Here is a 26,817-nt window from a genome sequence, read left to right on the forward strand (position 1 = left end):
GCCAGCCCGCCGCCTCGATCCGCTCAGCCCATGCCGTGCCGCCGCGACCAGGCGATGAACAGCTCGGGCCAGGGCGAGGTGGTGCCGTCCGGCAATTGCAGGGCGAAGCCGTGCCCGCCCGTCTCGAACAGGTGCATCTCCCGCGGCACCTTCTGCGCCTGCAGCGCGGAGAACAGCGCGAGGCTGTTCTCGACCGGTACCGTCGTGTCGTCGACGGCGTGGGCGAGGAAGGTCGCCGGCATCGCACCGGTCACCAGCCGATCGGTCGAATAGGCGGCGATCCGTTGCTCGCTGGGCTGACGGCCGAGCAATTCGTTGCGCGATCCCATATGCGCGATCCCGTCCGCCATCGAGGCGACCGGGTAGAGCAGGCCGGCGATCGTCGGCCGTGCCGGCAGCGCGTCGGCGGCGTCGATCGCGGCATAGGTGGCGAGGTCCGGCTGCGCGGCGAGGCGCGCGGCAAGATGGCCGCCGGCCGAGAAACCGAGCACCCCGATCCGCTCCCCGTCGAATCCGTCCCGCTTCGCACGCGTGCGAATCAGCCGTATCGCGCGCTGCGCGTCCTGCAGCGGCGCGTCGGGGCCGGCGGCCCAGGCGTCGCCGGGCAGGCGGTAGAGTAGTATGAAGCAGGTGTAGCCCGCATCGGCGAAGTGCCGGGCGATGGCATGGCCTCCACGACCGATCGCGACGCGCCGGTAGCCTCCGCCCGGCACCAGCAGCAGCGCCGCGCCATTGGACTTCGCCGGCCTCACCACGGTGAGGGTCGGACGGGTGACGTGGGTGAAGGCGGTGTCGTCCGGCGGGCCGTCCGGCGAGCGGGGGCGTTCCTCCTCCACCGCCGTCATCTTTTCGCCGCCGGGTGCCGGTCCGGGCCAGATCGCGAAACGCTCGAAGCCCGGTGGGAGTGTCGACTGCGCTCCGGCGACAGACGCGGCACCCAGCATGACGCCCCCGGCGAGCAGTGTCCGGCGGTCGATGTTTGAACTCATTGCGCGGTCCTCGCGACGGGATTGCGGCCCCAGAGCTGCTCGTAGCGCCAGCCCGACAGGTCTTCGACGACTGCCCGGCTTTCCTCGCTTTCCGGGGCGGTGGCGCCGGCGCGCAGTCGCTCGATCTCGTGCATCAGCACGGCGTGGGTCTTCGGGTCGAGCCGGAAGCGCAGCGAGACGATGACGCCGAGCACGAGCACCGACAGCGTGCCGATCCCCAGCACCCAGGCGATCGTCTGGACTGCCTCAGGCGTCTGCACCGCCGCCTTGGACTGAAAGCCGCCCAGCTCCATGATGACGCCGACACCCGCGACCGCCGCCGCCTGGGTCGCCTTGCGGACGAAGGTCATCACACCGGCGAAGCTGCCCTCGCGGCGCTGACCGGTGACGATCTCGTCGACATCCGCCATGTAGTTGTAGGTCGCCCACGGGATGTAATTGAGCGCGCCGCGGCCGAGCCCGGCGAAGACGATCGGCACCCACAGCAGGCAGCTGTGCGCGGTGATCCCGGCCCACCAGCAGCCGAGCAGCAGCAGCACGCCGATGCCGAAGCTGAGCGCGGCGACGCGATAGGCGATGCTGGGCGCGGCCCGCAGCGCGACGTTGATCGCCAGCATCACCGCGACGAGCTGGACGATGTAGAGCGGCCCCAGCAGGCCGGAGGTGAGCGCGGTCGAGCCGGCCAGCGCGAAGATCACGAAGAAGGTGAAGGCCGCGTTGAAGATGTCCTGGCTGATATAGCCGCCGAGATACATGCCGAGATGCAGGCGGAACGCCCGGATCCGCATCGTCGACAGGAGATTGCGATAGAGTCCGCGCAGCGATTCCCAGGCCGAACCGCCGGACTGCGATGCCGCCGCCGCAGGCCGCTGCCGTTCCCAGCTGAACAGGTAGAGCATCGTCGCCGTGGTCATGAACAGCGCGGTGAAGATCAGGCCCATGTAGAAGAAGGTATTCGGGCTCTCGCGGCCGAGGTAGTTGATGATCCACAGCGGCAGGAAGCCCGCCAGGATCGCCGAACATTGGCCGAGCAGGATACGCGCGCCGGCGAACTTCGCCTTCACCTTATAGTCGTTGGACATTTCGGCGGCGAGCGTCTCGTAGGGGATGATCTCCATCGCGTAGACCATCTCGAACAGGACGTAAGTGACGAGGTAGTAGAGGAAGCTCTGCCCCGGCAGCCACATCAGTGCGAAGGCGGGCATCAGCGGGATGGCGGCGAGGATGAAGAAGCGCCGCCGCCCGAACTTCCTGCCGAGCCAGGTGCCGCCGAAATGGTCCGAGATGTGGCCGATCAGCGGGGAGGTGATCGCGTCGAGGATGCGCGCCACCGCGAAGATCGTAGCCGCCTGGCCGGCGCTGAGGCCGCAGACGGTGGTGTAGAAGATCAGCACCCAGCCCGAGATGACAGCCATCGAGCCCGCGCCGAGGAAGTCGTTCGAGCCATAGGCCAGATAGTTGATGAACCGGACGGGGCGCGCCGCGCCGGCCGATGGTTGTGCCTGCGGCTGCGCCATGATCCTCTCCCTCCCGCCGTCAGATATAGGTGCGGAGGAACTCCGCGAGCGCACAGATCGCCAGGCTCTGGCCATAGGGCATCGAGGTGAGCGGGATGTCCTTGTAGAACTGGAGCGTGTCGCCCATCGCGGTGCCGAAGCTCACCTGCTTGAGCTCGCCGTGCTCGTCGATGTTGGCGAGCACGCCCTCGATTGCCTTGATCCCCACCGCCTCATAGTCGGCGGAGATGTAGCGCTTTCTCACCGCCTTCAGGATGCCGTAAGCGAAGCCGGCGGTGGCGGAGGCCTCGAGATAGCTGGTCGGATCGGTGATCAGCGTGTGCCACAGGCCGCTCTCGTGCTGGTGCTCGGCCAGCGTCTTCACCTGCGTCGTCAGCGCGTCGATCAGGAAGGTGCGGAAGGCATCGCCCTCCGGCAGATCGAGCATCTCGATGATCTCGGGAATCGCGATCGTCACCCAGCAATTGCCGCGCGCCCACAGCGCCTCGGCGAAATTGTGGCGGCCGTCGAAGGTCCAGCCGTGATACCACAGGCCGGTCTTGCGGTCGGCGAGATATTTGACGTGGACGAGGAACTGGCGCTTCGCCTCCTCGACATAATGCGGCCGCCCCAGCAGCAGGCCGATGCGCGCGAGCGGCAGCACCGACATCATCAGCGTATCGTCCCACAGCTCGCCGGGATTCTCGTCGTTGAAGACGATGTGCTGGAAGCCGCCCTCCTCGGTCTTGGGCAGGCCGTTCGGGGCCATCAGCCATTCGGCCCAAGTGTCGAGATAGGGGATATAGGTCTGGTCGCCGGTCTGCTCGTAGAGATTGGCGAGCGTCAGGAACGGCGCCATGGTGTTGATGTTCTTGGTCGGCGTGCCCGCGGCGAAGCGGTCGCGGAACCAGTCGAGCATCACGTCCAGCGCACGGTCGCTCCCGGTCTGCTCCCAATAGCGGTAGAGGCCGAACAGGCCGACGCCGTGGGTCCATTCCCAGTCGTTCCATCCCTTGGTGTCAATGACGCGGCCGTCGTCGAGGCGCAGCAGGAACTCGCCGGTCTCGTCATGCAAGTTGACGAGATTGTCGATCAGCCGGTCGATCGCATCGATCACCTGGGATCGCGGGATCGAATGGGTCAAGGCTGCCATAAACTGTCTTTCACTCCTGAAGCTGTGCGGGGGCGCGGGCAAGGCCGCGGTCAATCCAAGTGGAACATCGGCACCAGCGGCCATTCGACCGGCCGGTTGTCGGGCTGAACCTCCATCAGCGGCGCCATGTGATCCCACCAGCGGCGCATCACCGGATGGTCGGGCAGGGCGTCGCGGCGGTTGTCGTCGGCGAGCTTGAGAACGGCGAACAGCGCCAGCGTCTGCTCGTCGAGGAAGATCGAATAGTCGTAGATGCCGGATGTGCGGAGCAGCTCGGCGAGCTCGGGCCAGATCTCGTCGTGGCGGCGGCGGTATTCCTCGACCGTGCCGGGCTTGAGCTGCATGCGGAAGGCGTGGATGGTCATGGCTATCCTTCAGGCCGGCTCTGACGGGAGATGCACGGCGCCCGACCAGAGCGGCGTGCGGGTGACGGCGAGTCGTGTGGCGTCTTGGGTCATAATTGCTGGACGCGCGTCCGGGGCGGCGGTCTCCATCGACAGCCGGTCGATCGTGACGCCTTGGGCATGGCGCATCCACAGTCCCCAGGCGGGGAGGGGGCCGAACATGCTCGGTTCAGGATAGGCTTCCGCCTGCTCCGCGGGTCGTGTCGCGGCCTCTGCGGCGGTGCCGCCGCCTGGAAAGGCGAGATGAATGTTACGAAGCGCGACGTCCCCCACCGGATGCCCCGGCAACCCCGCGACGATCGCCGGATAGCGGTGTTCGGACATGGCCGCATCGATATCCGCGATGACGATGCCGCGCGTCGATCCAACGCGAGTACCGGCTGGCCCCCTGCGGCGATCGCCGAGCCGCACGAAGATCGGCGCAGTGGTGACCTCGCGCATGGTGAGATCGCGCGCGACCACATCCTCCATCGCGCCGCCGTCGACCGTCTCCAGCGCCAGCCCCCGCGACCGCTCGAACCGGCAGCGCTCGATCAGAATGTGGCGATAGCCGCCGTTGCTCTCGGTGCCGAGCTTGATGCGCCCGGTCGGTCCGTCGCGGTCGGGCGCGAGCAGGGTAGTGCGCCCGCGCGTGCCGTCGATCATCGTGCCGACGTCGTAACCGGAGACGGTGCAGTCGCGCACGAGGACATGCTCGGTCGGTACGATACGGCCGAGCGCGAAGCTGCTCTTGAGCACGATCGCGTCGTCGTTGGGCGTGTTGACGCGGCAGTTGGTGACGGTGGCGTTCCGCACGCAATCGAGGTCGATCCCGTCGCGCTGGGTGTCGATCGTCAGCCGATCGATCGTCAGCCCCTCGACGCCGGTGGCGAGGATGGCGAAATGTCCACCGAGCAGCAGCGTGAAGCCGGAGAGGCGCACCTTGCGGGCGTTCTTGAGCGCGATCGCCTTATTGCCAAGGCCGCGCATCGCCTCGAATGCCGGTTCCAGCCGCGATATCTCGGTGGCGGACATGCCGGCCATCGAGTTCGGCCGCTCGCCCGCGCCGCGCGTCCAGCGGGCGCCGGGGCCGTTGCGGGTGAGTCCCTTGCCGTGGATCATCCCCGGTCCGACGATCGCGACGTCCTCGACGCCATCGCCCCAGATCAGGCTGTTGCGCCAGTGGCTGTGGCCGAAATCCTGGTAAAGGCCGTCCGAACCCTGCTCGGGATCGTCGTAGCGGCCGGGGTGGACGGCCGGATCGGCGCCCTCGATCACCGCGCCGGCATTGAGCTGCAGCGTGACGCGGCTTTGAAGGCGGATCGAGAAGCACAGGTACCGTCCCGCCGGAAACACAACCGTCCCACCGCCGCCGCGGGACGCCGCCGCGATCGCGCGGTTCACGGCATCGGTGTCGAGCGTGACGCCGTCGCCCCGCGCGCCGAAGTCGCGGACGTCGTAGCGCTGGCCGGCGCGCGCAGGGAAGGGCAGGGCGGCAAGCCCCGCCGCGAGCGCACCGCTCACGTCCCGACGCGACAACAGGGACGTCAACACCACGCCGTCCGGCCGTGTCGGCGCATCCTGCCACGCATCGCTTTCCCCTCTACGGACGACTATCCTGAGCGCGGTCGGTTGCGCCGATATCCCACAATATGCTTTTATAATTCATATTATGCAAGGAAGATGCACTCCGATGATTGCACTCAAGCGTCGCTCGCTGATCGGAGCGCTGGCCCTTGTACCCATACTCGCCGCCGCGCGGGATAGTGGGCGGGTGTTGCGCGATGATTTCCGCCGCGATCTCAGTCAATGGGCCGTCGAAGCCGAGCGCCCCGCCAAGGTGAGCGTCCGCGACGGAATCCTCGACATCGATGCGCCGGCGGGGATCACCTTGTGGTTCCGGCCGGAGCTGCAGGCGCCGGTGACGATCGACTATCGGGTGCTGGCGGTCGCCGAGGGCGGCCCCAATGATGCGGTAAGCGACGTCAACGCGTTCTGGATGGCGACCGACCCGGCGGCGCCGGACGGATCGGTGCTCGATCGCCCGCGCAGCGGCGCCTTCGCCGATTATGATACGCTCCGCACCTATTATGTCGGGATCGGCGGCAACCGGAACACCACCACGCGCCTGCGCCGCTACGTCGGCCGCGCCGGCGACCGGCCGATCCTGCCGCAGCACGACCGGTCCGACCGAGGGGCGCTGCTCGAGCCCAGCCGCTGGACGCATGTCCGCCTGATCGCCGACGGCCGGCATATTGCCGTGGAGCGCGACGGAAAGCTGCTGTTCGCACTCGACGATGCCGAGCCCTATCTGCATGGGCATTTCGGACTCCGCACGACCAAAAGTCATCTTCGGATCCGCGACTTCACCGTGCGGACCGCCTAGCCGCACGCGGCATTGCCGCGCGCGACCGCTGCGTCCGGATCGTCCCGGTGGACATGGCGCGAGATCGGCAGCCGCAGCTTTGCCAGTGCATTCGCGACGATGCGCGCCGTCGCCCGCGCGCCGAGCTCGTTGAGGTGGGTGGTGTCGTTGTGCCCATCCGGAAAGCGCGCGATATGATCGTCGGGGGTGTAGATCATGAAATAGCGCGCCGATGCCGCCTCGCCCTGCTTGTCGAGGAAGGCACGGCTGTCGGCATCGAGGTCGATCAGCGGCGTGCGAGTGGCGCGGGCGACAGCGATCACCGCCCTGGCATAGTCGCCGTGAGTCGGCTGGATATGCCCGTCGCGGAACTCGTGCCGGGCGACCGGAGTCACCAGGACCGGCCGACCCCGCTTCGCGCGCACGTCGCGCACGAAGCGCTCGAGGTTCTCGCGATATTCGCCGTTCGCCTCGGTGTGGCGCTGGGGCTTCTTCAGATCCTCGTCATTATGGCCGAACTGGATCAGCACCGTGTCGCCGGGACGGATATCATCGAGCAGCGCCGACCATAGCCCTTCCGACAGGAACGTCCGTGTGCTGCGGCCGCCGCGCGCCCGATTGATCACCTCGCTGCCCGGATCGAGCGAGCAGCCGAGGAACATGCCCCAGCCCATCTGCGGGAACTGATCGGAAGAATAATTGGCCGCGGTCGAATCGCTCGCGATCAGGACGCGCGGAGGAGGCGGATCGGCGGCCGCCGCCGTTCCCAGCATCAGCAGCATCGTCAGAGCAGCCTTGCGCATAACCCCTCCCCAAAGCTCCAAAACGAGAGGCGGCGCCGATGCCCCGCCTCCCGAGGTGAGGAGCCGTCTAAAACTTGTACCGCGCCCCGAAGAAGAACTGCCGCCCTGTCGAGCTGTAGACCTGTTGGTCGCGCCGGTCCTCGCCGTCCCAATAGCTGGTGGGCTGGTTGGTGAGATTGATCGCGTCGACGGTCAGCGTCAGCCGGTCGGTGAGCTTGTAGCTCGCCGAGGCGTCGATGTTGGTGCTGCTGTAGGCGCCGGCGGTGTCGGCGAGGCCGGCACGGACCGGAATGATGCGCAGATACTCGTCGCGATAGGCGAGCGAGCCGCGGATCGAGAATTTGTCGTCCTCGTAATAGAGCGTCGCGTTCGCCGAGTTGGGCGAGACGTTGATCAGCGGAGCCTGCATCGTCGGACCCGAGGCGCTGGTCGTCAGCACATAGGAGATGTTCGACTTGATGTGCGTGTAGTTCAGGATCGCGCCGAAATGCTTGAGGAAGCCGGGCAGGAAGGTGAACGGCTGCTGGTAGGAGATCTCGAAGCCGTCGATCTTGCCGCCCGCGGTGTTGCGGTAGGTGGTAATGTTGGTCGGCGTGTTGGGATCCTGCGTCGGCGAGAGCAGCGAGAGCGGCAGGCCGGCATCGGAATAGCCCATCGTCGTCGTGATCTGCTGGACGAAGTTGCTGATGTCCTTGTGGAAATAGGCGGCCGACAGCACCGCGCCCTGCTGGAAGTACCACTCGACGCTGACGTCGTAATTGTCCGCGAGATAGGGCTTGAGATAGGGATTGCCGACGGTCGCGGTGAACGGGATCTGCGCGGTGCCGATCGCGCCGCCTGGCGTCAGGAAACCGAGCGAGGGGCGCGACATCGCCTTGGCATAGGCGAGGCGTGCGGTCAGCTTGGGCGTGACGTCGACCGCCAGGTTCACCGCCGGCAGCCAGTTGTCGTAGCTGCGGTTGACGCGCGTCAGCACGCCGGCGCCGACATAGCCGGTCGAGCTCTGGTCGGTATGCGCATAGCGCACGCCGGCATTGCCGCGCACGATCATGCCGTTGGCGAGGTCGAACTTATAGTCGAGCTGCGCATAGGGGCTGACGTCCTGCTCGATCACCGAGCGGTTGTCGCCCTGCGATCCCGTGCCGACGCTGCCCATGCGGAAGTCGCCGAACTGGTTCACGCATTCGCAGTCGACGTTGAAGGTCTGCATGATCTTGAAGATGTCAGGCACCACGAACGAGTTGGTCGACCCGTCGGGGATGCTGATGCCGTCGACCGTCACCACCTTGCTGATGTCGGCCATGGTCATGCCGGCAGGCAGCGGCGGGATCAGGTTCTGTGAGGCGATGCGCTGCTCGCGGGTCGAGGCGAACTTGAAGCGCTTGCCGGCGATGCCGGTCTTGAAGGTCAGCGCGTCATTGAGCTCGTATTGGAAATCGACCTTCAGCGTCTTGAACTGGTTGTCGACGGTCGCGCGGAACTGGCGGATGTTGTCGTAGCCGTTGGCGTATTGCCAGTTGTTGGGATCGGTCGCGTCGAAGCCATAGTCGAGGATCGGGGTCTTCCGATTATCCCGCGCGTCGTAGACGAAGCCGTCCCCGTCGAAGCGGCTGAAGGTGACCAGGCGGGAATAAGGGTTGTCGAAATAGGAGCGCGACTGGCCGTAGAGGATGCTGAGCTTGCCCTTCTCGCCGACATCCTGGTCGATCCGGCCATTGGCCTGCCAGAAATAGGTCGAGGAGACGTCGTAGCTGTTGGTGACGCCGAAGTCGGTGTCGTCGAACAGGCCGTAGACGACTTCGCCCGCGTCGTTGATCTCGACGTCGTGGATCTTCATGTTCGGGCGCCCGGCGAGCTGTGCGGGCGTCCAAGGCGTGCCGGCGGGCGGCGAGCCGAGGCCGCGGTTGAGGCTGATCGGGTTGGTGGCGAGATCGGTCTTCTTCTGATCGAACCGCGAATAGGCGAGATCGATCGTGATCTGCATGTGATCGGTCGGCTTGAGCTGGATCGAGCCGGTCAGGCCGAGGCGCTCCTGATCGTTGAGGAAGCGGCCGTAACCCGGCAGGCGGGCCATGAAGACGTTCGGCTGGTTGATCGCGTTGTAGGCGTCGGGCGTCGAGCCCGGATTGGGTCCCGAGGCGGGAATGCACTGCGAGGCGCGCGGCGCGGTGCCGACCAGCGGGTTGACGGGCGTCGTCGGCGTGCCCGGCACGATCGGGCAGAAGCCGTTGTTGATGTCGGTGAAGTCGGACAGGCTGGTGTTGGAATAGGCGTCCTCCTGCACGCTGCGCTTGTTCCAGGCGAAGGAGAACAGCACGCCGATCCGATCGTCGGCGAAGGTGTCGCTGATCAGGCCGGCGATGCGCGGCGCCCATTTGTCGTTGATCGTGTAATAGGCCGCCTGCGCGGACAGCGCCGCCTGGAAGCCGGGCTTGTCGAACGGCCGGCCAGTGGTGAGATCGACGGTCGCGCCGAGCGAGCCTTCGTCGACCTCGGCGGACTGGGTCTTGTTGACCACCACCTGACTGAACAGCTCCGACGCGAACACGCTGTAGTCGAAGGTGCGGCCGCGGTTGATGCCGGCGCCGAGCGTCGAGCCGGTGGTCGCCGAGATCGCCTCCAACCCGTTGAAGCGGGTGCGGCTGAAGTCGCCGCCGAGCCCGCGCACCGTGATCGCGCGCCCCTCGCCGCCGTCGCGCTCGATCGAGATGCCGGGGACACGCTGGAGCGAGTCGGCGAGGTTGGCGTCGGGGAAGTCGGCGATGTCCTGCGCACTGATCGCGTCCACGACACCCGCCGAGCTCTGCTTGATGCGCAGCGCGTTCTCCAGCGAGCCGCGGAAGCCGGTGACGACGATGTCCGGGCTGGTGTCCTGCTGATCGGGGGCGGGAGCGGTCGCCTCCTGCGCACCGTCCTGACCGGCGGGAGCGGGGGGTGTTTCCTGTGCGAAGGCGGATGCGCTCGTCAGTCCGAGCACTATTGCCCCGATCGAGGCCGTGAACCGCAGTGCGCTGCCGCGGGCCGGTACGCTTTCACTCATCCCAAACCTCCCATTCACGCTCGGTCCGGCGTGTTCCTACCGGATCGCCTTAGTCCCACGATGTGGAATATAATATCACTAATTGGAGCGATGCGCCTTTGGGGCTAGCGGTGTCAAGCCCGTTAAAAAACATTGCCCCGGCCGTGCGCCGGACCGTGGCGGCAAGGCCACGCATCGCGGTCGGCCGCTTGCTGCCGGCCCGTCGCCATCATCGTCCGATAGAGCGCATCGCCGGCGCCAACCGCGCCTATTGCTGCGCCTTGGCGAGCTCGACCGCGTAGACCTGAGTCGGTCCGAACATGTTCGATCGGAACACCAGCCATTTGCCGTCCGGCGTGAAGTTCACGTTCGGCTCGAGCCGGTAATCGTGATTCTTCATGTTCACGAGCCGCTCGGAGGTGAAATAGCCGGGGTGGATCAGCGAGCCCGAATTCGGTGCCTGGATGCCGGCGACATCGGGAATGCCGTTCGGCTTGAACAGGTAGAGCCACTTCCCGTCGGGCGCGTGTGCGACCATCTCGCTGTCGCCGCCGTCACCCGCGAACATCGTGCCGTCGGGCGAACTGTTGAAGTGCACCGACCATTCGTTGCGCTGGAGATGGTACCAGTTGCGCTTGCCCGTCGCGATCTCATAGCCCGCGACCCAGAAATCCTCGCCGCGCGGCGTCTGCAGGTCGTACCACACGGTCTTGCCGTCGCGGCTGAACCATTCGTGGCCGGCGATCTCCATGTTCATCGTGCGCTCGTGCAGCTTGAGCGGCTTGGCGTCGGGCTGGTCGACGCGGATCAGCCATAGCCGATCGACCTTATGCCACGGCCCTTCGTGGCAATACATGAGCAGGCCCGGATCGGTCGGCGAGAATTGCAGATGGTTGAGCCAATCGGTCGAGCCGTAGACCGTGCGCTGCTTGCCCGTCCGCGTGTCGATGACGAACATCGTCATCGGGATTTTCGACTCGAGCCGCTCGTTCATGCGGACTTCCTTCGACTCCGCATAGGTCATCGGCCGGCCGTCGGGCCACGAGGCGCGATAGTCCGCCTGGTCGTAGCGGGCGTCGCGCTGGCGGAAATATTTGAGCGCCTCGGCGCTGGAATTGGGATCGGTCTCGACCCCGCCGAGCAGCGTCTCGTCGGCGTTGATCGTCTGGATTTCGCCGTTCGGCACCTCCGCGACCTTGCGCACCTTGCCGGTGTCGACATCCGCCGCATAGATCGTCTTGGGGCCGGGCCGGCTCCCGTCGGGCGCGACCTGGTAATAGACCGAACGCGTCCTGTGGCCGGTGAAGAGCAGCCGGAACGGCCCCTTGATCGTCACCACTGGCGAGAGCTTGCGCGTCTTGAGATCGTAGGCGGCGATCCCGGTCGGGGTCGAGATCAGCAGCTTGTCGCCCTGCGGCGTATAGCCGTTGTAGTTGAAATAGAGGCTGGAGCTGCCCGGCTGGTCGGAGATGCGGATCACGCGATGGCCGGTGTCGGGATCGATCCACTCGCGCGGCGGGTCCTGCGCCGGCGCCGCCCCGCCGCTGGTGACCAATATCAGCGCTGCGAGAAGCCCGGCGACACGCGAGCCAGCATAGCGACGTATCATCCGCACCTTTCCATCCTCCAGTGGGACCCAGATGTCCCATATTTTGGATATCGATACTGGAGAGTGAGATTTAACGTCAATCGTCCATGCGGTGAGTCGAGGACGCTTCCCGTCACCTGATTAAACAGATGTCCGGTTTGTTGAGTGATGCGGCGTCGATCTGGACCGCTGCCACCACGCTATCCTGCGCCGTCCGATAGCCGGCTAGTCGCGCAGGTGGCGATATGCGGCGAGACAGCTGCCGATCGTGAACGGCTAATATCCTGATAATCAGCCATTTTGCTGGAGAGATATGAGGTCAATTAAACATTAACATCAGTGTTATTTCGTGTTGACATCAATGTACATAAGGGGAAGGCTTCATTCACCAGCCGCGACTCGACGGGTGGTGAAAAAGCGGCCGTCCGACAGGGCGAAGCCGTAACAGGGAGGGGTTGGAGGGAATGAAATCTAGGGGATTTCGTGCGCATCTGATCGTGGGCGCTTCGCTGGTGGCCATGACCTGTTCGGCGACGGCGCATGCGCAGGCGCAGACAAAAGGCGTTGCCGCCGCGACCCAGCAGGCACCGCAGCCGCCGGCCGACGAATATGATTCCGCCAACGACATCGTCGTCACCGCACAGAAGACGGAGCAGCGGCTCCAGGATGTTCCGATCGCGATCTCCGCCTTTTCGGCGCAGTCGCTCGCCGATCACAAGATCGAAGCCGGCTCGGAACTGCTGCGCGCTGTTCCCAACGTCAGCTTCTCCAAGAGCAATTTCAGCATGTACAATTTCTCGATCCGCGGGATCGGGACCAAGGCGATCTCGGCGTCGACCGATCCGGCGGTCGCCGTGAGCTTCAACAACACGCCGATGATCCGCAATCGGCTGTTCGAATCCGAATTCTTCGACATGCAGCGCGTGGAGGTGCTGCGCGGCCCGCAGGGCACGCTCTACGGCCGCAATGCGACCGGCGGCGTGGTCAACCTGATCCCGGCGCTTCCGAGCGCCGAGTTCGAGGCCGAGGTGAAGGCCGAGGTGGGCAATTACGACAGCCGCCGCCTGTGGGGCATGATCAACGTGCCGGTCACCGACACGCTGGGTTTCCGCCTCGCCGGGCAGATGACCAAGCGCGACGGCTTCGACTACAACAGCTTCACGAAGAACCGCGTGAACGGCCGCGATCTCTGGTCGACGCGCGCCTCGGTGCAATGGGAGCCGAGCCACAATTTCCGCGTCAACGCGATCTGGCAGCATTTCGAGGAGGACGACGACCGCTCACGCACAGGCAAGCAGCTCTGCACGCGCGATCCGGGGCCGGAGCGGGTAGGGAATGTCAACGTCACCAGTCCGGTGACGCGCGGGCGCCTCAGCCAGGGGTGCCTGCCGGGATCGCTCTATGACGATGCAGCCTATAGTGCGCCCAACGGCAACAGCCTGGTATTCCTGGGGGTCGCCGGCGGTATCAACCTGGGCTATGTGCCGGGTCCCAATCCTCGCAAGGCCGTATATGCGGTCACTGCTGGCGATCCGTTTGCGGACGTGGTGCAATCGCGCAACCTGCGCGAGATATCCACCAGCTACGATCCGGTGTTTCGTGCGAAGAACGACATCTTCCAGTTCAACATGGAGTTCGAGCCCGCCAATGGGCTGAAGCTGGTGTCGCAGACCGCCTATACGCGCGATCGCTATTACTCCTCGCAGGATTACAACCGCTTCGTTTCGGCACCGCTGTTCAACAGTTCCACGCAGCCACTCGTGGACGCTCTGAACCGGCCGATCGACACCACCGCTTTTCCGGGGCCGACGCCGGGCGGCCAATTCTGCGATCCGCAGCTGGGGTGCTCGGATCGGATGGTGTCCATCGACATCAGCCGGTCGCGCAATCGCCAGTGGACTCAGGAATTGCGGCTGCAATCATCCTATGACGGGCCGATCAACTTCAACATCGGAGCCAATTACCTCGATTTCAAATCGCAGGACGATTATTACGTATTCAACAATATCTTCACGCTGCTGTCGCAGTGGTTCTATAACAGGAATGGAAATGCCAACTCACTGCGCCCCTGCGAACTGGGATTTGAGGGCAGGGAGTGCGTTTACGTCGATCCCAATCCATTGAACGCGCTCAACGATCAGGGGCATAATTATTTCCTGAGCCGGAACCTGATCAGGACTAAATCATGGGCCGGTTTCGGCGAGCTCTACTGGAACGTCGCGCGGAACGTGAAGCTCACCGCGGGATTGCGGTATACTCAGGACAAGAAGACCTCCTCCCAGATCCCCAGCCAGCTGCTGCTCGGCGGCGGAACCGAGACCGCCTTTCCGGGGGGGACCACGGGCGGTCGCGTGAACAGCGGCTATCCGGCCCTGCCCGATATCGAGCAGAAATGGGACAAGTTCACCGGCCGGCTGGTGCTCGACTGGAAGCCGGAGCTCGGCTTCACCGACGATACGTTGGTCTATTTCTCCGCCGCGCGGGGATACAAGGGCGGTGGCACCAATCCGCCTCGCGTCGATTTCAACCCGTCCGTCGTCCAGTACTTGCCCCTGCCGCAAACCTTCCGGCCCGAATATGTCAACGCCTTCGAGATCGGAACCAAGAACAGCTTCGCCGGCGGGAAGTTCACGCTGAACGCCACCGGCTTCTTCTATGATTACAAGGATTACCAGATCTCCCAGATCGTCGATCGGATCGCCTATAACGAGAATTTCAACGCGACGAGCTGGGGCCTGGAGTTCGAAGCGGCATGGCGTCCGTCGCGCGCGTTCCGGATGGATGCCACGCTCGGCTATCTCCGGACGCGGCTGAAGGACGGCGCTCAATCGATCGACGTCATGGACCGCACCCAAGGCGATCCCAATTGGGTGGTGCTCCGCCCGTGGATCCAGGTGCCGTCCAATTGCATCGCGCCACGCGTCTTCGTCGAGCGGATCCTGGCCTCGCCGCTTCCGACCAGGGATGTCGCACTTGCCGCGCTGTGTCCGGGATCATCCCGCGTCGGAACCTTCAATCCCGCCGTGCCAGGGACGGTGCCCTTCGACAGGCTCTACGGCTTCACCTACAATCCTTTCGCGCCGTACAATCCCGATACGATCGGCCTGAACATCGCCCAAGGCGGCAGCGGCGCGCCGAATAGCGGACGCGGCTTCTATGCTGATCTGGGAGGCAACGAGCTGCCCAACTCGCCGCGCCTGACCTTCAACGTCGGCGCGCAGTACACGCTCTTCATCGACGATTGGGAGCTGACTCTCCGCGGCGACTATTATCGCCAGTCGAAGAGCTACGCGCGCATCTACAACACCGAATATGATCGTCTCAGGGCCTGGGACAACGCCAACCTAGCGGTGACGCTGAACCAGCCGAAATGGGACCTTTCCCTGCAGTTCTATGTGAAGAACGTCTTCAACAAGACCCCAATCACAGACTTCTTCACGAACAGCGATGATACTGGCCTGACGGCCAACGTATTCACTCTCGATCCACGTATATTCGGATTTAGCGTTGCGAAGAGATTCTAGTATAAGTCGGTAACTACAAGGTCGAGGCAGACATAATTCAGAGAACAATGTTTTCTGAAAAGGTGATTCGTGTACATTAATTTTAGATATCAAAAAACTTTCTTGACATCAGTGTAAATTTCAATGATTTTATATTTGCCCTATTAGTGCAGGGGCATTCTCCAATAATAACCTATGGTATTTAGGAGAGGAAACCATGAAGAAGATCGTGGCATTGTGCATGAGCCCGCTGGCGCTGTTGGGCGCGCAGGCTGCTTATGCCGACACCTACAGCCCGGATGGCACGGCCTATCCCAGCCCCTGGATCCTGCAGGGGACGGTGAACGTGAACAAGGGCATCGCATTGACTTGCGATCTCACGCTCGAGGTGACTGTCGCACCGGATGGACACAGCGCCACCGCCACGCCCAGCCTTTCCGGCGGAACGTTCGGTCTGTGCAGCACCATTACCTTCAACAACACGCCGTATCCGGTCACTTTCGATGGTGCGAGCAGCACGCTGTCGATCAGCAACGTCGATGTTTCCACGATCACGCCAGGCGGATGCTCCGGAACTATCGGCGGCATCTGGAACAATGGGACCAAGGTCCTGTCGGTCAATGCGTCCCTGCCGGGTGGCGGCGGCTCGGCACCATGCACGGTGATCGGCGATGTCCATCTGATCTCGCCGTCGAACGGAAGCGTCGTCGATCCCTGATAGGCTTCCGCGACAGACTGGATTTTGCAACGGTACTCCCCGTGACTTGGGCGCCCATTGGGCGCCCAAATTTTTCAACGGAGCCGGTTGAAAGTGCTGATCTAAGGACATTGCGACAACAGCCTTGCCGTCGTCGCAATTGGTTAGAGAAATGCGAGCCTTATGCTCGAAGTGACCGAGTATCATTCGTCTAACCTGTCGACCGGTCGACATTGGCCGTGTGCCGATCGAAGGGCACAGATCGCGCGATGGTCGCGACGACCGATTGGCGCGCAACGGTGAGTTGGGCTCATTTGGCTGGACTGGTGATTCTAACCGTCGTCGTTGATCGTGCTTGTGCGCAAACGACGTTGCAAACCGGCGCAGCTCCGGATTCCGCGGATCAGGCGCAGGGAAGGGGGCAATCCGCTACCGTCTCCGGCGCGGCGGACGATATCGTGGTGACCGCCCGCTATGGCGACGCGAGCGTCGCACCGGAAACCGAGTTGAGCGAAAGCGACATCGAAATCTACGGCGCCGACAGCATCGGCGAACTGATCCAGAACATCAAACCCCTGATCAACGACCAGCAGCCGGTCCTTCTCGTGAACGGGAAGCGGATCGGCACGGCGGCCGGCATCGCAGGCTTTCCTCCGGAAGCACTCGCCCGTCTCGCGATCCTGCCCCCCGAGGCCGCTGCGCGATACGGCTATCCGTCCGACCAGCGTGTCGTGAACCTGGTGCTCAAGAAACAATTCGTCAGCTGGCACGCCGAAACAGGCGTGACTTTGCCGACGGCCGGCGGGCGCGACAGCGAACGATTGTCGGTCGGGCGGGTGGTGATTGATGGGCAGACGCAGTGGAATGCGCAGGCACAGGTCTTGCGCGACAGCAGTCTGCTCAAGAGCGAAAGGCGGACCCCACGTCGCACGCCGGTCGATCTCGCCGGCCACATCGAAGGCGTGAACGGAGGTGAGATCGATCCCGAGCTCAGCCAGCTGACGGGGCGGCCGGTCACCATCGCAGGCATTCCGCCAGGCGCCGTGTTCCAGCCGCCCGTGCTGGGCGATTTCGCCGCGACTGCGGATGCGGTCCGGTGGGGCGACCCGAACGACTATGAAACCCTGCTGCCATCGACGCGCTCATTGTCGTTCAACGCCGGCGTCACGCGGCCCTTGGGATCGTTTTCGGGCTCGCTCAACATCAATGCGACCACCGGCAGCAGCACGCAGCTTCATGGGCTCGCGACGACTGCGGTCACATTGCCGGTGGGCAGTCCCTGGTCTCCCTTCGCCGATGATGTCGTGCTCGTACGCGGCCTCGAAGGCGCGCGGGCGCTACGCAACACGCAGCGGACCCAGACGCTGGGCATGTCGTTGTCGCTTTCCGGGGCGATCGGCGACTGGCAGACCACCGTCATCGCCAATTATATGCGCAGCCGGTCCAACGGCATTTTCGAGCGCGGAATCGATGGCGCCGAAATTCAGGATCTGATCGACGGGAACGATCCTTCGTTCGACCCCTATGGACCTTGGCAAAAGGACCGTCTGCTCATCGACCGGAACCGTTCGAGGAGCGATAGCCTGAATGTGCAGCTCAATGTTTCGAAGGCGATTTTCTCGCTTCCGGCCGGACAGGTGAGCTCCAATTTCTCGGCGGTCGCGAGCCGCAGCAATGCGGTGAACAGCCGCATCGACGATGCCACCGGCATGACTTCACGCAATGCGGCCCAGCGCGATCGGCTCAACATTCAGGAGCTGATCAGCATTCCCATCGCCAGCCGGAGCGCCGGCGTGCTTGCGCCGTTAGGGGACCTTTCCGCCGAGCTGTCCGGCAGCGTCGAGACGGGTACGAACGTCAGGCCGCAGCCGCAATTCACGGGAAGGTTGATCTGGTCGCCATTCCCCATTCTCCAGCTCCGCGGGTCATTCAGCTACGAGGAAATGGCGCCGAGCGTCGATCTGCTCGACGGACCGCGGGTCGAGACCGTCACCCAGATCTATGATTTCGTTCGTCAGGAGGTCGCCGATCCGGTCCTGATCACGGGAGGCAATCCGGACCTTCAGCGTGGAAGCCGCCGCAACCTTTCGTTCAACGGCATGTTGCGCCCGTTCGGCAGCCAGGTCGCGACGATCAACCTGGGGTATCAGCGGCAGGTCGCCGATGGCGGCGTCGCTTCATTCCCGACATTCACGCCGGCGGTCGAGGCCGTATTCCCGGAGCGGATCACGCGCGATGCATCGGGCCGGCTCGTCGCGATCGATGCGCGCCCGATCAACATAACGCGGGATCTGAGCGAGCAGCTCACCACATCGCTCGTGCTGCGCCTGTCGACAAAGGGCCGGGCGAACGGCGGGCGCCCCGGAACGGGCACGCTGCCGGCCAGGATAGCGGACCCGATCCAGCTGACCTTCTCGCTCAACCATCGTTGGCAGCTGCGAAGCGAGCTGCTGATCCGGCCGGGGCTTCCCGTGTTCGACCGGCTGGGCGGCGATGGCGCGCAACCGCGGCACACTGTCTCGATCCAGATGGTTGCGGGCAAGCGCGGCATCGGCGCGACGCTGAGCGGAAGCTGGCAAAGCGCCGCCTATGTCCGCGGTGCCGCATTGTCGAGCGGACAGCTCGATTTCCGTTATCCGACGATGACGCAGTTCAATCTGGGAATGTTCGTCGAGCCTGAACGTCTCCTGGGGCAGGCGCGCAAGGACTCGCTGCTCTCAAATCTGCGCATCACGCTGGACGTTCAGAATCTCCTCGACAGCTATCGGCGCGTCACGCTGAGCGACGGAAGCGTCCCTCCCGGTTTCAGCCGAGCCGAGATAGATCCTCTCGGCCGCACCATCCGGCTGGGCATCCGCAAGCGATTCTGACCGGCTCTTGCGCCTTTAGGCCCGCAGCCGCGTCTCGACCGCATCGTGGAAGATGCGGATGCCGCGTTCGAGACCGCCCAGCGTGATCCGCTCGACCGCGCCCGAGGCGAGGCCCTGCTGACCGAGCTCGGCCGCACGGAAATCCTCTGCGCCGAACACGCGGCCGTCGAGCAACGCCCAGCTCCGCTCCCAATGATCGCGGGCCTGATCCGTGACGGGGGCTTCGGGGATCAGCATGAAATCCTCGACCAGCACGCGGCCTTCGGACTGCGGCATCAGCACCATGAGGTTGATGTAGTCCGGGCTGGCGACGAGCACCGCGCCCGGAAACATCTGGTAGGTGAAGGTGATCGCGCGGCGCAGCTCCGCCCAGTCGCGGGAAGAGAGCGTTGCCTCGTCGGCATCGCGGCCGACCGCGGAGCGCTGGTGCGGCCCGATCGTGTCGGCGGTGGAGACGCCGTCCTTGAAGAACTTGCCGATCGTCCCCGAATGGAGGCGGGCGACGTGGTAGCTCTCCAGGAACGCGTCCATGATCAGCTTCCAGTTGGCGGCGACGTCATGGGTGCGGCGGCGGAATAGATGCTGTCCGGCGAGATCGAATGCCTCGAAATCCTGCGCGAGCGCGCGCGGTTCGGCGAAATCCGCGTCTTCGGCGAAGGAGAACCAGATCAGGCCACCGCCTTCGTAGGTCGGCAGGCGTCTCAATCCATATTCGGCCTTGTCGAGTCCGGGGAAGGTCTCAGGCCGCGGTACGCCGACCAGGCGGCCGTCGGTGGCGTAGGTCCAGGCGTGATAGGGACAGACGAGGCGTGGCGCCTTCACGCACTCCTGTCCCTCCACTAGTCTCGTGCCGCGATGGCGGCAGACGTTGAGGAAGACGTGCGCCTCGCCGTTGCCGTCGCGGGTGACGAGCAGCGGCTTCCCGAAGCCGTCATGCGGTACGGCCATGTTGCGGTCGGGCAGCAGGACCGAAGGCGCGATCACCAGTGGCACGCGGGCGAAAATGCGTGCGCGCTCCGCGGCGAACACTTCCGGCGAGGTATAGACGCTCGCCTCGACGTAGCTGATCGCATCGGCGGCGCGGCTGCCGCCTTCAGCGAGACGGGCGGCGAGCGCGAGCTGGCCGCTGGTGGGCGCGTTCATCCTTCCTCTCCCGATCTTTTGCGTTAGTGTCGTACGGTTACGGGTGGGGAGCAAGTGGATGGCGGCACGGGTCGACGGAAGTGCGGAAGGCGGGTGGCTGACGGCGATTGCGCCCTATGTTCGTCCCCGGCCGATCGCGGCCTTGCTGCTGGGCATAACGAGCGGGTTCCCGCTGGCGCTGCTGCTCGGCACGATGACCTTCTGGCTGGCGAAGGTCGGCATCGACAAGAAGACGATCGGCTTCGCTGTCGGCCTGACGACACCCTACACGCTCAAGTTCCTATGGGCGCCGCTCATCGACCGTGTGCGCCTGCCGCTTCTCTCGGCGCTGTTCGGGCAGCGGCGCGCCTGGCTGTTCCTGATCATGGCGCTGCTGTTCGGCGCCGTCTGGATGCTGGGAGCGAGCGCGCCCGAAAAGCATCTCGGCGTGTTCGCCTTCTGGGCGATCGTCACCGCCTTCCTTGGGGCGACTCAGGACATCGTCATCGATGCCTATCGCATCGAGATCCTTTCGGACGAGGAACTGCCCTATGGCACCGCCAACAACCAGTTCGGCTATCGCCTCGGCGCGTTCTTCGCGGGTGTGGGGACGATCGCGATCGCCTCGCCCGAGGGCCTGGGGCTTGGCTGGGCGATGGCTTATGGATTGACCGGCCTTTGCGTGATTCCGGGGCTTCTAGCTGCGCTCTGGGCTGGACCGGGGCTGCATGAACGCGCGGTCGAGGCCGAGCCGCGCCGATCCTTCGCCCGGTGGCTGGAGGAGACCATCGTCGGCCCGTTCCGCGAATTCTTCGCCCGCCGCGGCGCCGTGCTGATCCTGCTGTTCGTGCTGATCTACAAGCTCGGCGACGCGATGGGGCAGGCGATGCTGAATCCGATGATCGTCGAGCTCGGCTTCACCGACACCGAGTTCGTGGCGATCAACAAGCTCGTCGGCTTCTGGGGGCTGATCGTGGGTGTCGCGCTGGCGCCACCGTTTATGGCCCGGCTCGGCATGGGGCGTGCCCTGTTTGCGTCCGGCGTGCTGATGATGCTGAGCAACCTGACTTTCGCGATCCTGGCATCTCAAGGGCATTCGACCACCTGGCTTACCATCGCGGTCGCGACGGAGCAGGTGACGAGCGGCATGGGGCTCGCGGTATTCGTGACCTACCTGTCGGGGCTGTCGAACCTCGCCTATACCGCCACGCAGTTCGCGCTGCTGTCCTCGTTCGCATCCGTAGGGCGGACGTGGCTGTCGACGCCGGCCGGCTATGCCGCCGATACGCTCGGCTGGGTGGGCTTCTGGATCATGACCACGCTGGTGGCGGTGCCGGGCATGGTGCTGCTGTGGCTCCTGTGGAAGCGCGGCTTCGTGGTCGACAGCATTCGCCAGGTCGAGGCCGAGCCGCCGCCCGCATCCCGCGAAAGCGCCGGCGAAGCGCGAGAGGGGGCGCCGGCGTGATCCTCTGTCGAAGCGCGTCTCGCCGCGTGCACGAGCGCCTCAGGACGGGAGCCGGAAACCCGCGGAAAACCGTCGAAGGTCACGAAAGTCATAGGTAAAACGGCCCCTGTCCGGATGGCGTCTTCCGGTATCGGGCATCCGAAAATGTTGACTAAGTTGACTCAGGTCGTGTGTCTGCGAGCCGGTCCGCCTTGAACGCTGCACGGACGCGACGCTGACGCGGCGGCGGCGCGTCAGGGACGCTACGGCAACGCTACAGCGACGCGGCAGTGGCGCGACATCGATGAGATCGACAGGATCAATGAGATCGACAGGATCAAAGAGCGGACCGGCGCTCGCGCGGCTGGGATCGGGCGAGCTCAGCAGACGAAATCCTACATTGCAAGATGTCCAATGCCCCTGCGAAGACAGACATCCAGGCCGTAAGCGCCGCCTTCGCGGGAGCACGGGTTCGTTTCATCAGGGTCGATCCTAGCCTCCGAGCGGCAGGCCCAAATCGGCGAAGGCGATCGCAAGGGCCGTCGCGGTGGCGAGCGGGCCGGCCGCATCACGCGTGCCGAGCAGATCGGCGAGCAGCAGGCCGGCGGTGCGCTCGTTGGAGAGGCAGGTCCTGAGCACGTCGAGGATGCCCGCCTCGGCCGGGGTGAGGCGCGCGCAGCACCAAGGGGCGATCTGGATCGGTCCGGTGGTGGCCGCCGACAGCTCCATCATCAGCGTGCGCAGCAGGACGAGCGGGCGGCGGAAATCCTTGCCGAACGCGGTCATGAAGCTGTGCGCGACGCAGGCGTCGTCCAGCCCGCGCGCCCCCATCTGACGGAAGCCGAACAGGATCAGCCGCGCGGCGGGATCATCGGGCGGGAGCGGCTGGAACAACGCTTGGAAGGATTGGGTGGTCGTCATGGAATCGGCTCCGCTGATGGCGCCGATCCAATGTCTCTTGTCTGCTATTGCAAGTCAATCGCAATTAAACGGGTCACATGGGCGGCTCGTCGTTGAGAGCCAGAACGATGCCGGCGAGGTAGAGCGAGCCGAGGATCAGCGTGGTGCCGGCGGGCGCCGCATCGAGTGCAGCGGGGACGTCCGGCGCGGTGTCGGCGGGAATGCCGAACTCGCGGGCGAGTTCGGCGAGGACCTCCGGCGCATGATGTTCGTGGCCAGGAACCGGCACCGCCGTCAGCGAGGCGACCAGCGGCGCGAAGGGGGCGAGCAGGCCGGCGGCGTCCTTGTTGACGAGCATGCCGAGGATCAGGTGGACCTGGCCGTCGCCGAGCTGGTCGGCGAGCGCGGCGGCAACCGCGTCGGCTGCGGCGGGATTATGGCCGCCGTCGAGCCAGACCGGGCCCTTCGCCCGGCGGGTGAGCGGACCGTCGGCAAGGCGCTGCATCCGCGCTGGCCAGCGCGCGGCGAGCGGGGCGGCGCGCAGCGATTCCTCCGCGACGGGCACGCGATCCTGGTTGCGGATCATCTCGATCGCGAGGGCCAGATTGGCGTGCTGGTGCGTGCCGATCAGCGCAGGGCCTGGCGTGCGGATACTGCCGCGGCCGTCCCGGATCGAGAGGCTGGCGTCATCCTCGATGCGGAACGACCAGTCTTCCCCTTCGGCAACGATCTTCGCCTCGCCGGCGCCGTGCGCGATCGCGGCACGGATATTGAAGCTCTGGGAATGGATCACCAGTGGGCGACCGGGCTTGCCGATGCCGGCTTTTTCGTAGGCGATGCTCTCGATCGTATCGCCGAGGAAGGCTTGATGGTCGATGCCGAGCTGGGCGATGCCGCAGACGGCCGGATCGGCGATGACGTTGGTGGCATCGAGCCGGCCGCCGAGGCCCACCTCGATCACGCAGGCGTCGGCCGGCGTCTCGGCGAAGGCGAGGAAGGCGGCGGCGGTGGTGACCTCGAAGAAGCTCGCGCCGATCCCTTCGGCATGGTCGAGCACGCGTTCGAGCAGCGCGGCGAGCGCGGCGTCGTCGATCAGCTTGCCGGCAAGGCGGATGCGCTCGTTGAAGCGGACGAGATGGGGCGAGGTGTAGACGTGGACCAGCTTATCGTCCGCCTCCAGCGCGGCGCGGAGGAAGGCGCAGGTCGAGCCCTTGCCGTTGGTGCCGGCGACATGGAACACCGGCGGCAGCGCGAGATGCGGGTCGCCGAGGCGCGCGAGCAGCTCCGTAACGCGGGAAAGGCCAAGGATGTCGGCGCCGGGGGACAATGCCCACAGGCGATCGAGCTGGGCCTGGACGGCGGGGTCTGTGGAGACGGCGAAATCCATCTATCTAACTCCCTCTCCCCTCCGGGGAGAGGGCCGGGGAGAGGGGCGGTGCGGCAGGCAGGCGGTCTCGGTGAGACACCTTCCCCTCTCCCAACCCTCTCCCCAAAGGGGAGAGGGCTTTTGATTGTTCATGCCGCTTTCCGCTCCGCGCTGAGGTAACCGACCAATCGCGCGAGAGACGCCTTAAGCTCCTTGCGCGCCACGACCATGTCGATGAGGCCATGGTCGAGATAATATTCCGACGTCTGGAAATCGTCGGGCAGCTTCTCGCGGATGGTGTTCTCGATCACGCGGCGGCCGGTGAAGGCGAGCGTCGCCTTGGGCTCGGCGATCTGGACGTCGCCGAGCATCGCATAGGCGGCCATCACGCCGCCCGAGGTCGGGTCGGTCAGCACGACGATATAGGGCAGGCCTGCGTCGTGCAGCATCTCGATCGCGACGGTCGAGCGCGGCATCTGCATCAGGCTGAGGATGCCTTCCTGCATGCGCGCGCCGCCCGAGGCGGTGAAGACGATGAAGGGGGCATCGTTCGCGATCGCGGCCTCGCAGCCGGCGACGAAGGCCTCGCCGACCGCCTGGCCCATCGACCCGCCCATGAAGGCGAAGTCCTGCACGCCGATCACCGCCTTGCGGCCGTCGATCGTGCCGAGCGCGTTGACGAAGGCGTCCTGCTCATTGGTCGCTGCCCGCGCGGCCTTGAGACGGTCGGTGTAGCGCTTCGAATCGCGGAAGCGGAGCGGATCCTCCGCGACTTTGGGGCTGGGCAGCACCTGCCAGCTTCCTTCGTCGAAATGATATTGGAAACGCAGCTGCGGCCCGATGCGCTCGTGATGCTCGCAATGCGGGCAGACGTAGAGGTTCTCCTCCAGCTCCTTGACGAACACCATCTGACCGCAGCCCTTGCACTTGTGCCAGAGGTTGTCGGTGGTCTGCGCGCCGCGGGTGACGACGGCGGAAATGGCGTTGCGGACGCGGCTGAGCCAGCTCATGCGGGTTCCTTCCTTGCGGCGCGGATCGCGGCCGCGAGCGACGCGATATAGTCGCGGACCGGGCCGGATGCATCTGCGCCGTGCTGGGCGATAAGGTCGACGATCGCCGAGCCGACGACGACGCCGTCCGCCACCGCGGCCACTGCGGTCGCCTGTTCGGGCGTGCGGATGCCGAAACCGACTGCAACGGGCAGGTCGGTGGCGGCCTTGAGCCGGCCGACCGCCTCGGCGATCGAGGCTTGCGCGGCCTGCTGGAGGCCGGTGATGCCCGCGACCGAGACGTAGTAGAGGAAGCCGCCGGCGTCGCCCAGCACCGCGGGCAGACGCGCGGCGTCGGTGGTCGGCGTAGCGAGACGGATCAGCGCGACATCCTTCGCCCGGAGCGCGGGGCCGAGCGCATCGTCCTCCTCGGGGGGAACGTCGACGCAGATCACGCCGTCGACGCCAGCCGCCGCGCAGGCGTCGGCGAACCATTCGGCACCGCGGCGGAGCATTGGGTTGGCGTAACCCATCAGCACCAGCGGCGTCTCCGGGTGCCGCTCGCGGAAGCCTTTGGCCAGCGCGAGGATGTCGGCGGTGGTGGTGCCCGCCGCGAGGCTGCGCAGGTTCGCCGCCTGGATCGCCGGGCCGTCCGCCATCGGATCGGTGAAGGGCATCCCCAGCTCGATCACGTCGGCACCGCCCTCGACCAGCGCGTCGAGGATCGCCGGGGTAGCGGCGGGGGAGGGATCACCGGCGGTGACGAAGGTCACGAGCGCGGGACGGCCCTTGGCGAAGGCGGCGGAGAGGCGGGTCGCCGCTTCATGGGAAAGGGTCATATTCCCGCCCCCAGCGCTTCGGCGACGGTGAAGATATCCTTGTCGCCGCGGCCGGAGACATTGACGACGATGATCTGATCTTCGTGCATTTCCCGCGCCTTGGCTTCGAGAGCTGCCAGCGCGTGCGAGCTTTCGAGGGCGGGAATGATGCCTTCTGCGCGGCAGCAGAGCTGGAACGCGTCCAGCGCCTGCCGGTCGGTGATCGGAAGATACTCGACGCGGCCGCTCTCGTGCAGCCAGCTGTGCTCGGGGCCGATGCCCGGGTAGTCGAGCCCGGCCGAGATCGAATGCGCCTCGGTGATCTGGCCATCCTCGTCCTGGAGCAGATAGGTCTTGTTGCCGTGGAGAATGCCGGGCGCACCGCCGGTGAGGCTGGCGGCGTGCTGGCCGGTCTCGATGCCGTGCCCCGCCGCCTCGACGCCGAGCATCGCCACGTCGGGATCGTCGAGGAAGGGGTGGAACAGCCCGATCGCGTTCGATCCGCCGCCGACCGCCGCGATCAGCAGGTCGGGAAGGCGCCCCTCCGCCTTCAGCATCTGCGCGCGCGTCTCCTTGCCGATCACGGCCTGGAAGTCGCGGACGAGCTCAGGATAGGGATGCGGGCCGGCGGCGGTGCCGATGATGTAGAAGGTGTCGTGGACGTTCGCGACCCAGTGGCGCAGCGCCTCGTTCATCGCGTCCTTGAGCGTCTGCGCGCCCGAGGTGACCGGCTCCACCTCGGCGCCGAGCAGCTTCATGCGGAACACGTTGGGCTTCTGCCGCTCGACGTCCTTGGCGCCCATGAAGATCGTGCAGGGCAGGCCGAAGCGCGCGGCGACGGTCGCGGTGGCGACGCCGTGCTGGCCGGCGCCGGTCTCGGCGATGATCCGCGTCTTGCCCATGCGGCGGGCGAGCAGGATCTGGCCGATGCAGTTGTTGATCTTGTGCGCGCCGGTGTGGTTGAGTTCCTCGCGCTTGAAGTAGATCTTGGCGCCCATGCCGGCCGGCGCGCCCTCGCGGTAATGCGCGGTCAGGCGCTCGGCGAAGTAGAGCGGGCTCGGGCGGCCGACATAATGCTCGAGCAGTCCGTCGAACTCGGCCTGGAAGGCGGGATCGTCCTTGGCCGCGCGATATTCCCGCTCGAGATCGAGGATCAGCGGCATCAGCGTCTCGGCGACGTAGCGGCCGCCGAACTGGCCGAAATGCCCGCGTTCGTCCGGTTGATTGCGCAGGGAATTGGGCAGGGAAGCAGTGTCGGTCATGTCTCTCTCACGGATTCAGGATGGCGTTCGCTGGCTCGGGGCAAGCGATC

19 protein-coding genes are annotated in these 26,817 nt (G+C 65.4%); 5 read left to right on the top strand and 14 right to left on the bottom strand.

Annotated elements, in window-relative coordinates; translation table 11 throughout:
- Positions 1–23 precede the first annotated feature (23 nt).
- From AC2YHA_RS03855 to AC2YHA_RS03875, 5 genes are read right to left on the bottom strand one after another with little or no spacing between them, the layout of a single operon-like run.
- The gene (locus tag AC2YHA_RS03855) at positions 24–989 is read right to left on the bottom strand and encodes an alpha/beta hydrolase (RefSeq protein WP_487400434.1); all 966 of its coding nucleotides are present in this window, start codon (positions 987–989) and stop codon (positions 24–26) included.
- Complete coding sequence (locus AC2YHA_RS03860) at positions 986–2,506, bottom strand: MFS transporter (protein ID WP_487400435.1); 1,521 nt, start codon at positions 2,504–2,506, stop codon at positions 986–988. The genes AC2YHA_RS03855 and AC2YHA_RS03860 overlap by 4 nt, the downstream gene beginning before the upstream one ends.
- Positions 2,507–2,525: 19 nt before the next feature.
- Entirely contained in the window at positions 2,526–3,638 is a 1,113-nt protein-coding gene (gene bglB / locus AC2YHA_RS03865; RefSeq protein WP_487400436.1) for a beta-galactosidase BglB, read from the bottom strand.
- Positions 3,639–3,688: 50 nt separating this feature from the next.
- Complete coding sequence (gene rhaM / locus AC2YHA_RS03870) at positions 3,689–4,003, bottom strand: L-rhamnose mutarotase (protein WP_487400437.1); 315 nt, start codon at positions 4,001–4,003, stop codon at positions 3,689–3,691.
- 9 nt (positions 4,004–4,012) lie between these two features.
- Positions 4,013–5,545 (bottom strand): rhamnogalacturonidase, encoded by a 1,533-nt coding sequence (locus tag AC2YHA_RS03875; RefSeq protein ID WP_487400438.1) that lies wholly within the window; start codon positions 5,543–5,545, stop codon positions 4,013–4,015.
- Between the two features lie 169 nt (positions 5,546–5,714).
- Between AC2YHA_RS03875 and AC2YHA_RS03880 the strand changes: the two genes are divergently transcribed.
- Positions 5,715–6,407, top strand: coding sequence for a DUF6250 domain-containing protein (locus AC2YHA_RS03880; RefSeq protein ID WP_487400439.1), 693 nt, complete (start codon positions 5,715–5,717; stop codon positions 6,405–6,407).
- Here AC2YHA_RS03880 and AC2YHA_RS03885 read toward each other — a convergent pair.
- The 3 genes from AC2YHA_RS03885 to AC2YHA_RS03895 form a co-directional block, all read right to left on the bottom strand.
- Positions 6,404–7,189 carry a rhamnogalacturonan acetylesterase gene (locus AC2YHA_RS03885; protein WP_487400440.1) on the bottom strand — a complete coding sequence of 262 codons (786 nt, stop codon included), beginning with the start codon at positions 7,187–7,189 and terminating at the stop codon, positions 6,404–6,406. The genes AC2YHA_RS03880 and AC2YHA_RS03885 overlap by 4 nt on opposite strands.
- Positions 7,190–7,256: 67 nt before the next feature.
- Positions 7,257–10,229 (bottom strand): TonB-dependent receptor, encoded by a 2,973-nt coding sequence (locus tag AC2YHA_RS03890; RefSeq protein ID WP_487400441.1) that lies wholly within the window; start codon positions 10,227–10,229, stop codon positions 7,257–7,259.
- Between the two features lie 247 nt (positions 10,230–10,476).
- A complete protein-coding gene (locus AC2YHA_RS03895) occupies positions 10,477–11,817 on the bottom strand; it encodes an oligogalacturonate lyase family protein (RefSeq protein ID WP_487400442.1) in 1,341 nt (446 codons plus the stop codon).
- A 497-nt stretch (positions 11,818–12,314) separates the two neighbouring features.
- Between AC2YHA_RS03895 and AC2YHA_RS03900 the strand changes: the two genes are divergently transcribed.
- From AC2YHA_RS03900 to AC2YHA_RS03910, 3 genes are all read left to right on the top strand, one after another.
- Positions 12,315–15,320, top strand: a complete 3,006-nt coding sequence (locus tag AC2YHA_RS03900) for a TonB-dependent receptor (protein ID WP_487401693.1) — start codon at positions 12,315–12,317, stop codon at positions 15,318–15,320.
- Positions 15,321–15,516: 196 nt separating this feature from the next.
- Positions 15,517–16,017: a hypothetical protein gene (locus AC2YHA_RS03905; protein ID WP_233782777.1), complete on the top strand. Its 501-nt coding sequence runs from the start codon at positions 15,517–15,519 to the stop codon at positions 16,015–16,017.
- Positions 16,018–16,265: 248 nt separating this feature from the next.
- A complete protein-coding gene (locus AC2YHA_RS03910; RefSeq protein WP_487400443.1) occupies positions 16,266–18,866 on the top strand; it encodes a hypothetical protein in 2,601 nt (866 codons plus the stop codon).
- 15 nt (positions 18,867–18,881) lie between these two features.
- Here the strand turns inward: AC2YHA_RS03910 and AC2YHA_RS03915 are convergent, their stop codons facing one another.
- Complete coding sequence (locus AC2YHA_RS03915; RefSeq protein WP_487400444.1) at positions 18,882–20,009, bottom strand: aromatic ring-hydroxylating oxygenase subunit alpha; 1,128 nt, start codon at positions 20,007–20,009, stop codon at positions 18,882–18,884.
- A 58-nt stretch (positions 20,010–20,067) separates the two neighbouring features.
- On the opposite strand from AC2YHA_RS03915, the gene AC2YHA_RS03920 reads away from it, so the two are divergent.
- A complete protein-coding gene (locus AC2YHA_RS03920; RefSeq protein ID WP_487400445.1) occupies positions 20,068–21,453 on the top strand; it encodes an AmpG family muropeptide MFS transporter in 1,386 nt (461 codons plus the stop codon).
- A gap of 471 nt (positions 21,454–21,924) precedes the next feature.
- Here the strand turns inward: AC2YHA_RS03920 and AC2YHA_RS03925 are convergent, their stop codons facing one another.
- From AC2YHA_RS03925 to trpB, 5 genes are all read right to left on the bottom strand, one after another.
- Positions 21,925–22,353 carry a DUF6628 family protein gene (locus AC2YHA_RS03925; protein WP_487400446.1) on the bottom strand — a complete coding sequence of 143 codons (429 nt, stop codon included), beginning with the start codon at positions 22,351–22,353 and terminating at the stop codon, positions 21,925–21,927.
- Between the two features lie 73 nt (positions 22,354–22,426).
- Positions 22,427–23,719 carry a bifunctional folylpolyglutamate synthase/dihydrofolate synthase gene (locus AC2YHA_RS03930; RefSeq protein WP_487400447.1) on the bottom strand — a complete coding sequence of 431 codons (1,293 nt, stop codon included), beginning with the start codon at positions 23,717–23,719 and terminating at the stop codon, positions 22,427–22,429.
- Positions 23,720–23,847: 128 nt separating this feature from the next.
- A complete protein-coding gene (gene accD, locus AC2YHA_RS03935; RefSeq protein ID WP_487400448.1) occupies positions 23,848–24,708 on the bottom strand; it encodes an acetyl-CoA carboxylase, carboxyltransferase subunit beta in 861 nt (286 codons plus the stop codon).
- The gene (gene trpA / locus AC2YHA_RS03940) at positions 24,705–25,526 is read right to left on the bottom strand and encodes a tryptophan synthase subunit alpha (protein ID WP_487400449.1); all 822 of its coding nucleotides are present in this window, start codon (positions 25,524–25,526) and stop codon (positions 24,705–24,707) included. Before trpA ends, accD begins: the two co-directional genes overlap by 4 nt.
- A complete protein-coding gene (gene trpB / locus AC2YHA_RS03945) occupies positions 25,523–26,767 on the bottom strand; it encodes a tryptophan synthase subunit beta (RefSeq protein ID WP_487400450.1) in 1,245 nt (414 codons plus the stop codon). Before trpB ends, trpA begins: the two co-directional genes overlap by 4 nt.
- Between the last annotated feature and the right edge of the window lie 50 nt (positions 26,768–26,817).

It is taken from the genome of Sphingomonas sp. SRI_018, from assembly GCF_057586275.1.